Below are 7,233 nucleotides of genomic sequence, written 5' to 3'. Positions count from 1 at the left end.
ACCCGCCAGGGAATCCTCTTCCTGAAGCGCTTTAGCGCTGTAGGGAGGGGAGGAGGTCAACGGCTATACTGGACGCCCGATACCCGGTCCCGGTTGGAGCGCCGCATGCCCAGCGCCATTCGCCAGATCCCCCTCGAGCCGCGCACTCGCCACCACGCCCATGACTTTCACCAGATCGTCATCGGTCTGCGTGGCCAGGCGGAGTTCGAGATCGAGGGCCTGGGTGGCGCCATCTCGGCCTTTTCCGGCTGCATCGTGCCCGCCAACCACGTGCACTACTACGTGGGCCAGGGCGACAACCACCAGCTCATCCTCGACCTGCCCGGCGATGCCCCTTCCCTGACGGGCCACCATCGCGAGCTGGCCCGTCTCTTCGATGCGCCGCGCTTCTTCGACCTCGACGACCCCCTCAAGCGCTACCTGGATTTCCTGCTCCACGAGCTCGCCCAGACCCCTCACGGTCTCGACGACCCCGCGCAGAGCGACCGGCTGGTTGCCACCCTGCTCGGCTGCCTGCACGCACGCCTGGGCGGTGAGCCGGCGGCGACCCCGAAGCGGTTGGATCTGCGCCAGCTCGATCGCTTCATTGACCGCCACCTCGCCGCCCCCCTGAGCGTGGGCGACCTGGCGGCCAAGGCGTGTCTCAGCGAGGCGCACTTTCGCCACTGTTTCCGCGAGCAGACAGGCCTCACCCCCTGGCAATACGTGCGCCATCGCCGGCTGGAGGCCGCCCGCCAGCTGCTCGAGCGCAGCCGACTGCCCCTCTCGGAGATTGCCGCCCGGACCGGTTTCGCCCACCAGAGCGCCCTCTCCCACGCCTTCCGTCGCACCTACGGCCACCCCCCCAGCCAGCTGCGCCAGCGGCGTGCGCTCGGCTCGCCGCCCTCCCCGCGTGTAGCGGCGCCGAAGCCTTCGACTTAAGTCGAAATTTCAAGCCATTAGGGGCGTAAAAACGCGAAATCGACAAAGAGTTCCGGGAAATTCGCAAGCACGCCCCGATGTCCCACTCTAGAGTCAAGTGTATCCATCGGCCCCGAGCGATGCCGCTCGCGTGTTGCCGTGGGTAGGCCGTTTCACGACGGGTAACACCCGGGGGACCTTTCATGCTCAATGCCAACAACATGCTGGCTGCCGACACCTGGCAGCAGGATCTCGACACCCTGTTCGAGCGAATCAGCGACCACTATGCCGTCGATGAGGAACCCTTCGTCGGCGAGCTGATCAAGGTGCTCGCCGCCGACGCCGACGACTTCCGTCGCATCGCCGACAAGACGGCCGAGCTGGTTCGCGAAGTGCGCGAGATGGACACCGCCGTCGACACCATCGACGAGCTGCTGCAGCAATACAGCCTCGACACCCATGAGGGCCTGATGCTGATGTGCCTGGCCGAGGCGATGCTGCGCATTCCCGACAAGGCGACGGCCGACGCCCTCATCGAGGACAAGCTGGGTCCCGCCGACTGGAAGGCCCACGTGGGCAAGAGCGAGTCCTGGCTGGTCAACGCCTCCACCTGGGGGCTGCTCATGACCGGTCGCGTGGTAAACCTGGACAAGCCCCGCGAAGGCAAGCCCAGCGGCTTCATCAACAAGCTGGTCAACCGCATGGGCGAGCCGGTGATCCGCCGCGCCATGGTCGAGGCGATGAAGGTCATGGGCCGGCAGTTCGTGCTCGGCCGCGACATCGACGAGGCGCTCAAGCGCTCCCGGCCGCTGTTCGACAAGGGCTACACCTATTCCTACGACATGCTCGGCGAGGCGGCGCGCACCCGCGACGATGCCCAGCGCTACTTCAAGGACTACGCCCACGCCATCGAGCGAGTGGGCCAGACCAGCCAGAATCTGGGCGACGCCACGCCCGATCCCTCGGTCTCCATCAAGCTCTCGGCGCTGCATCCGCGCTACGAGTTCGGTCGTCGCGAGCAGGTGCTGCGCGAACTGGTGGGCAGCGTGCGCGAGCTCGCCGCACTGGCCCGCGAACGCAACGTGGCGCTGACCATCGATGCCGAGGAGGTCGACCGCCTGGAGCTCTCGCTGGAGGTGTTCCGCGCCGTCTACGAGAGCGAGACGTGCCAAGGCTGGGGCCACTTCGGCCTGGTGGTGCAAGCCTATTCCAAACGCGCCCTGCCGGTGCTGCACTACCTCAACCGCCTGGCCGAGCGCCAGGGCGACGAGATTCCGCTGCGCCTGGTCAAGGGCGCCTACTGGGATACCGAGATCAAGGAGTCGCAGCAGCTCGGCGTGGAGGGCTACCCGGTGTTCACCCGCAAGGCGGGCACCGATGTCGCCTACCTGGTATGCGCGCGCTTCCTGCTCTCCGAAGCCACGCGGGGGCGGATCTTCCCCCAGTTCGCCACCCACAACGCCCACACCATCAGCACCATCCTCGAACAGGCCAACGAGGTCTCGCGGCACTTCGAGTTCCAGCGCCTGCACGGCATGGGCGAGGCCCTCTATGACGCCGCCCTCAAGCGCGCCCCCGAGGGCACCTACTGTCGCATCTACGCGCCGGTGGGCGCCCACAAGGACCTGCTGCCCTACCTGGTGCGCCGCCTGCTGGAAAATGGCGCCAATTCCTCCTTCGTGCACCAACTGGTCGACCCCAAGGTGCCGGTCGAATCGCTCTGTGTGCACCCGGTGGAGACCCTGCGCCAGCACGACACGCTCGCCAACCCCCGGATTCCGCTACCCGCCGATATCTACGGCGAGAAGCGGCGCAACTCGCGAGGCGTCAATCTCAACATTTTCAGCCACTACCGGCCGCTGATGGAGGCCATGGCGCGGGTCATGGACAAGACCTATCAGGCGGGCCCGTTGCTTGCCGTCGAGGTATCGCCGGACCCGGCCAACACCCACAATGTGACCTGCCCCTACGACCGCCGCCACCGGGTCGGTACCGTACAGTGGACCACCCGCGAGCAGGCCGGCCAGGCGCTGGATGCCGCCTGGGCCGCCTTCCCCCGCTGGGATACCACCCCGGTGGCCGAGCGGGCGGCCATCATTCGTCGCTTCGCCGAACTGCTGGAGGATAACCTCGCCGAGCTCATGGCACTCTGCTCCCGGGAAGGCGGCAAGCTGCTCACCGACGGCGTCGACGAGATCCGCGAGGCGGTGGACTTCTGCCGCTACTACGCCATGCGCGCCGAGGAGCTGTTTGGCGCGCCGATGCCGCTGCCTGGCCCCACCGGCGAATCCAACGAACTGTCGCTGGCCGGCCGCGGAGTGTTCGCCGCCATCAGCCCGTGGAACTTCCCGGTGGCGATCTTCTGCGGCCAGATGGTGGCCGCGGCGGTCTCCGGCAACACTGTGCTCGCCAAACCCGCCGAGCAGACCTCGCTGATCGCCCACCGGGTGGTGGAACTGCTCTACCAGGCGGGCATGCCGCGCGACGTGGTCCAGTTGCTGCCCGGCGACGGTCCTACCGTGGGCAGCGTACTGACCTCCGACCCGCGCATCACCGGGGTGGTCTTCACCGGCGGCACCGACACCGCCCAGATCATCAACCGCGCCCTGGCGGCACGTGAGGGCGCCCCGCTGCCCACCCTGATCGCCGAGACCGGCGGCCTGAACGCCATGATCGTCGACTCCACCGCCCTGCCCGAGCAGGTGGTGGTCGACGTCATTCAGTCGGCCTTCCAGAGCGCCGGCCAGCGCTGCTCGGCGCTGCGCGTGCTCTACCTCCAGGACGACGTGGCCGACCGGGTCCTGGAGATCCTGCGCGGCGCCATGGCCGAGCTGCACGTAGGCGACCCCAGCGATCTGGGTACCGACGTGGGTCCGGTGATCGACGAGGAGGCGCGCCAGGGCCTGATGGCGCACATCGAGCGCCTCAAGGGCGAGGGCCGACTGGTGGCGGAGACCTCGCTCGATCCGGCCCACACCGCCGAGGGCACCTTCGTGCCCCCGGCGGCCTTCACCATTGACGGCATCGAGACGCTGGAGCGCGAGCAGTTCGGCCCGGTGCTGCACATCGTGCGCTACAAGGCGAGCGAGCTGGATCGGGTGATCGAGTCGATCAATGGGCGGGGTTACGGCCTGACCTTCGGCGTGCACAGCCGCAACGAATCCTTCGCCGAAGCCATCGCGCAGAAGATTCGAGCTGGCAATGTGTATATCAACCGCAATATCATCGGCGCCGTGGTCGGCGTGCAACCCTTTGGCGGCCAAGGGCTTTCCGGCACCGGCCCCAAGGCCGGCGGACCGCATTACCTGCTGCGCTTCGCCACCGAGAAGGCGGTGACCAACAACACCGCGGCGCTGGGCGGCAACGCCTCGCTGCTGGCACTGGAAGACGAATAACTTTCCATAAAACAACACTGACTGAAGGAACCATCACATGGTTGAGAACAACATGGCCATCGGCTTCACGTTCGTGGTGTACCTGCTGCTGATGCTCGGTATCGGCCTGGTCGCCTACATGCGAACCACCAACCTGTCCGACTATATCCTGGGCGGGCGCACCCTCGGCCCCTGGACCTCGGCGATCTCCGCCGGGGCGTCGGACATGTCCGGCTGGCTGCTGCTGGGCCTGCCTGGGGCAGCCTACATTAGCGGCATTTCGGCAAGCTGGATCGCCGTGGGGCTGCTCGTCGGCACCTGGCTCAACTGGCTGATCGTGGCTCGCCGCCTGCGCCTCTACAGCTTCAAGGTGAGCGATGCCCTAACACTGCCCGAGTACTTCGCCAACCGCTTCCAGGACAAGACCCACCTGCTGCGGGTGATCTCGGCGGTGTTCATCTTGCTGTTCTTCCTCTTCTACACCAGCTCCGGCCTGGTTGCCGGGGGGCGGCTGTTCGAGACGGTGTTCGGCTATGACTACACCCTGGCGGTGACCATCGGCACCATCGCGGTGATCTCCTACACCTTCTTCGGCGGCTTCCTGGCCGTCTCCTGGACCGACCTGATCCAGGGCCTGATGATGGCCGCAGCGCTGGCCATCGTGCCCATCGTCGCCTTCAGCGACCTGGGCGGCGCCAGCGGCGCGGGGGCGGCGCTGGCGTCCGAGAGCGAATACATGCTCGCCTGGTTCCGCGACGCCTCCACCGGCGAGGCGCTCTCCGCCATCGGCATCATCAGCTCCCTGGCCTGGGGCCTGGGCTACTTCGGCCAGCCGCACATCCTGGCGCGCTTCGCCGCCATCCGCAGCGACCGCGACATTCCCACTGCCCGGCGTATCGCGGTGAGCTGGACCGCCATCGCCCTGGTCAGCTCCGTGGCCGTGGGTCTGCTCGGCGTGGGCTTCGTGCAGCGCGACCTGGCCGACGGCGAGACGGTGTTCATGGTCATGGTCAACCTGATCTTCCACCCGGTGGTTGCCGGCATCCTGCTCGCGGCCATCCTCGCGGCGATCATGTCCACGGCCGACTCCCAGCTGCTGGTCTCCTCCTCGGCGCTCACCGACGACTTCTACAAGGCGATCTTCCGCAAGGACGCCAGCCAGACCGAACTCGTCTGGGTGGGCCGCTTCGCGGTGATCGGCATCGCCGTGATCGCCTACCTGCTGGCGCTCAACCCCGACGCCACCGTGCTCGAGCTGGTCGCCTACGCCTGGGCCGGCTTTGGTGCCGCCTTTGGCCCGGCACTGATCCTGTCGCTCTACTGGCGTCGCATGAACCAGTGGGGGGCACTGGCCGGCATTGTGGTGGGCGGCGTCACCGTGGTGCTGTGGGCCGAGGCCTCCGGCGGCATCTTCGATCTCTACGAGATCGTTCCCGGGGTGATCTTCGCCTACATCGCCATCGTGGCCGTCAGCCTCGCCACCGAGGAGCCCAACCTCCGGGTCACCGCCGACTTCGACACCTTCGACGAGACCTGAGCGCTTCGCTGACAGGCCGGCAGCCGCCGGTCGCCAGCCGACAAGCCGCCTGCGGGCGGCTTGTCGCCTTTCTGGCCCTTACAGCCACCAGATCCTCAGCAGCACCACCAGCGTAAAGAGAGCCAGGACCGCGAGACTGAGCGGCGGCGTGGTCAGCCGGCGCAACCCGGGGTGACGCACCTCGAGCCCCAGCGGCTGCATGAAGGCCGATCCCAAGGCCCAGACCCCCAGGGCGATCAGCGGCAGGCGCAGGGGCATGGCCAAGCCACTGATCAACTCAGGGCGCAACAACAGCGCCAGTGCCAGCCCAGCGGCCAGCAGCATGGCGCCCAGCGGCACCCAGGGCAGTGGCTGGTCGCTTTCGCGTGATGGCATGGCAACTCTCCTCGACGCCCTTCCGCCTCAGTGAAGCCGATTTGCGCCCGACATGCGAGCGAAGTCGCTATTTTCCTTTACAAGCATTAGCCAATAAGACCGCCCTGACCGATGCACGCATCCCACAGCGACCGGCAGCAACCCTTGATTGAGCGGGATTAGCGATCCCCATCCCGGCAATAGAAAAATGCTACAAGACTTTTAGAAACACTGTTTCTATACTACATCACAAGATGCAGTTGGGTTGGCGCCACCGACGTGGCTGCCAGCGCTTGCTCAAGACGCTTGCTCAAGAGAGTGCCACCGGCACGACACTAAGGGAGGAATTCCCATGAACCAGCCCCTGAAACTTTCTGCCATTGCCGTGACTGCCAGCCTGCTGCTGGCCAGCCAGGGCGCCCTGGCCTACAGCGCCGGCGACATCTTCGTGCGCGGCGGCTTCGCCAAGACCGAGGTCAAGTCCGACAACGGCTCGGCCGATGGGCAATCGTTGGACATCGAGGACGAGAACGGCTTCACCTACGGTGCCGGCTATCTCTTCCACGACAGGATCGGTGTCGAGCTGAACGGCAGCGAGCCGTTCGAGCACGACCTGACGCTCGAAACTGCCGGCAGCATCGGCAGCGTGGACCGCATGCCGGTCAACCTGCTGGTCAACTACTACCCGCTGGGCGGTCTCGACTCCCGCGTGCAGCCCTATGTAGGCGCCGGGGTGAACTACACCCGCTTCTCCGACGAACCGGACGGCCTGGACGTCGATCACTCCTACGGCGCCGTGGGCCAGCTGGGCATCGACCTGGCGGTGACGCGCAACCTGATGCTCAACGGCTTTGCCAATTACGCCGACGTAGATGCCGATATCGACAGCGGCGGCCAGCAGACCGGCACGGCCAAGGTCGATCCATGGACCATCGGCGGCGGCATCACCCTGCGCTTCTGACGCTCGCGCCAACCGCTGCTCCACTCAGCAACGCCGGGCACTTGCCCTAATGCCAGTCAGTTAAGCCTATTCTCTATAAGCTGATCATGAGACCTTCCCGTGTCAGG

General features: G+C 66.4%; 5 protein-coding genes. 4 read left to right on the top strand and 1 reads right to left on the bottom strand.

Annotated elements, in window-relative coordinates; translation table 11 throughout:
• Positions 1–105 precede the first annotated feature (105 nt).
• The 3 genes from FEF15_RS18785 (at position 106) to putP (ending at position 5,811) form a co-directional block, all read left to right on the top strand.
• Positions 106–921: an AraC family transcriptional regulator gene (locus FEF15_RS18785; protein ID WP_163560941.1), complete on the top strand. Its 816-nt coding sequence runs from the start codon at positions 106–108 to the stop codon at positions 919–921.
• A gap of 182 nt (positions 922–1,103) precedes the next feature.
• Positions 1,104–4,295 (top strand): bifunctional proline dehydrogenase/L-glutamate gamma-semialdehyde dehydrogenase PutA, encoded by a 3,192-nt coding sequence (gene putA / locus FEF15_RS18780; RefSeq protein WP_163560939.1) that lies wholly within the window; start codon positions 1,104–1,106, stop codon positions 4,293–4,295.
• Between the two features lie 37 nt (positions 4,296–4,332).
• Positions 4,333–5,811 (top strand): sodium/proline symporter PutP, encoded by a 1,479-nt coding sequence (putP, locus tag FEF15_RS18775; protein WP_163560937.1) that lies wholly within the window; start codon positions 4,333–4,335, stop codon positions 5,809–5,811.
• A 78-nt stretch (positions 5,812–5,889) separates the two neighbouring features.
• Here the strand turns inward: putP and FEF15_RS18770 are convergent, their stop codons facing one another.
• On the bottom strand, positions 5,890–6,186 hold the full coding sequence (locus tag FEF15_RS18770) for a cyd operon YbgE family protein (RefSeq protein ID WP_163560935.1): 297 nt from the start codon (positions 6,184–6,186) through the stop codon (positions 5,890–5,892).
• Positions 6,187–6,517: 331 nt separating this feature from the next.
• On the opposite strand from FEF15_RS18770, the gene FEF15_RS18765 reads away from it, so the two are divergent.
• Positions 6,518–7,126 (top strand): OmpW family outer membrane protein, encoded by a 609-nt coding sequence (locus FEF15_RS18765; RefSeq protein ID WP_163560933.1) that lies wholly within the window; start codon positions 6,518–6,520, stop codon positions 7,124–7,126.
• Positions 7,127–7,233 lie beyond the last annotated feature (107 nt).

It is taken from the genome of Halomonas sp. NO4 (genome assembly GCF_010994375.1).
In the GTDB taxonomy this organism is placed as follows: domain Bacteria; phylum Pseudomonadota; class Gammaproteobacteria; order Pseudomonadales; family Halomonadaceae; genus Halomonas.
This window is presented reverse-complemented; position numbering and strand designations above follow the sequence as displayed.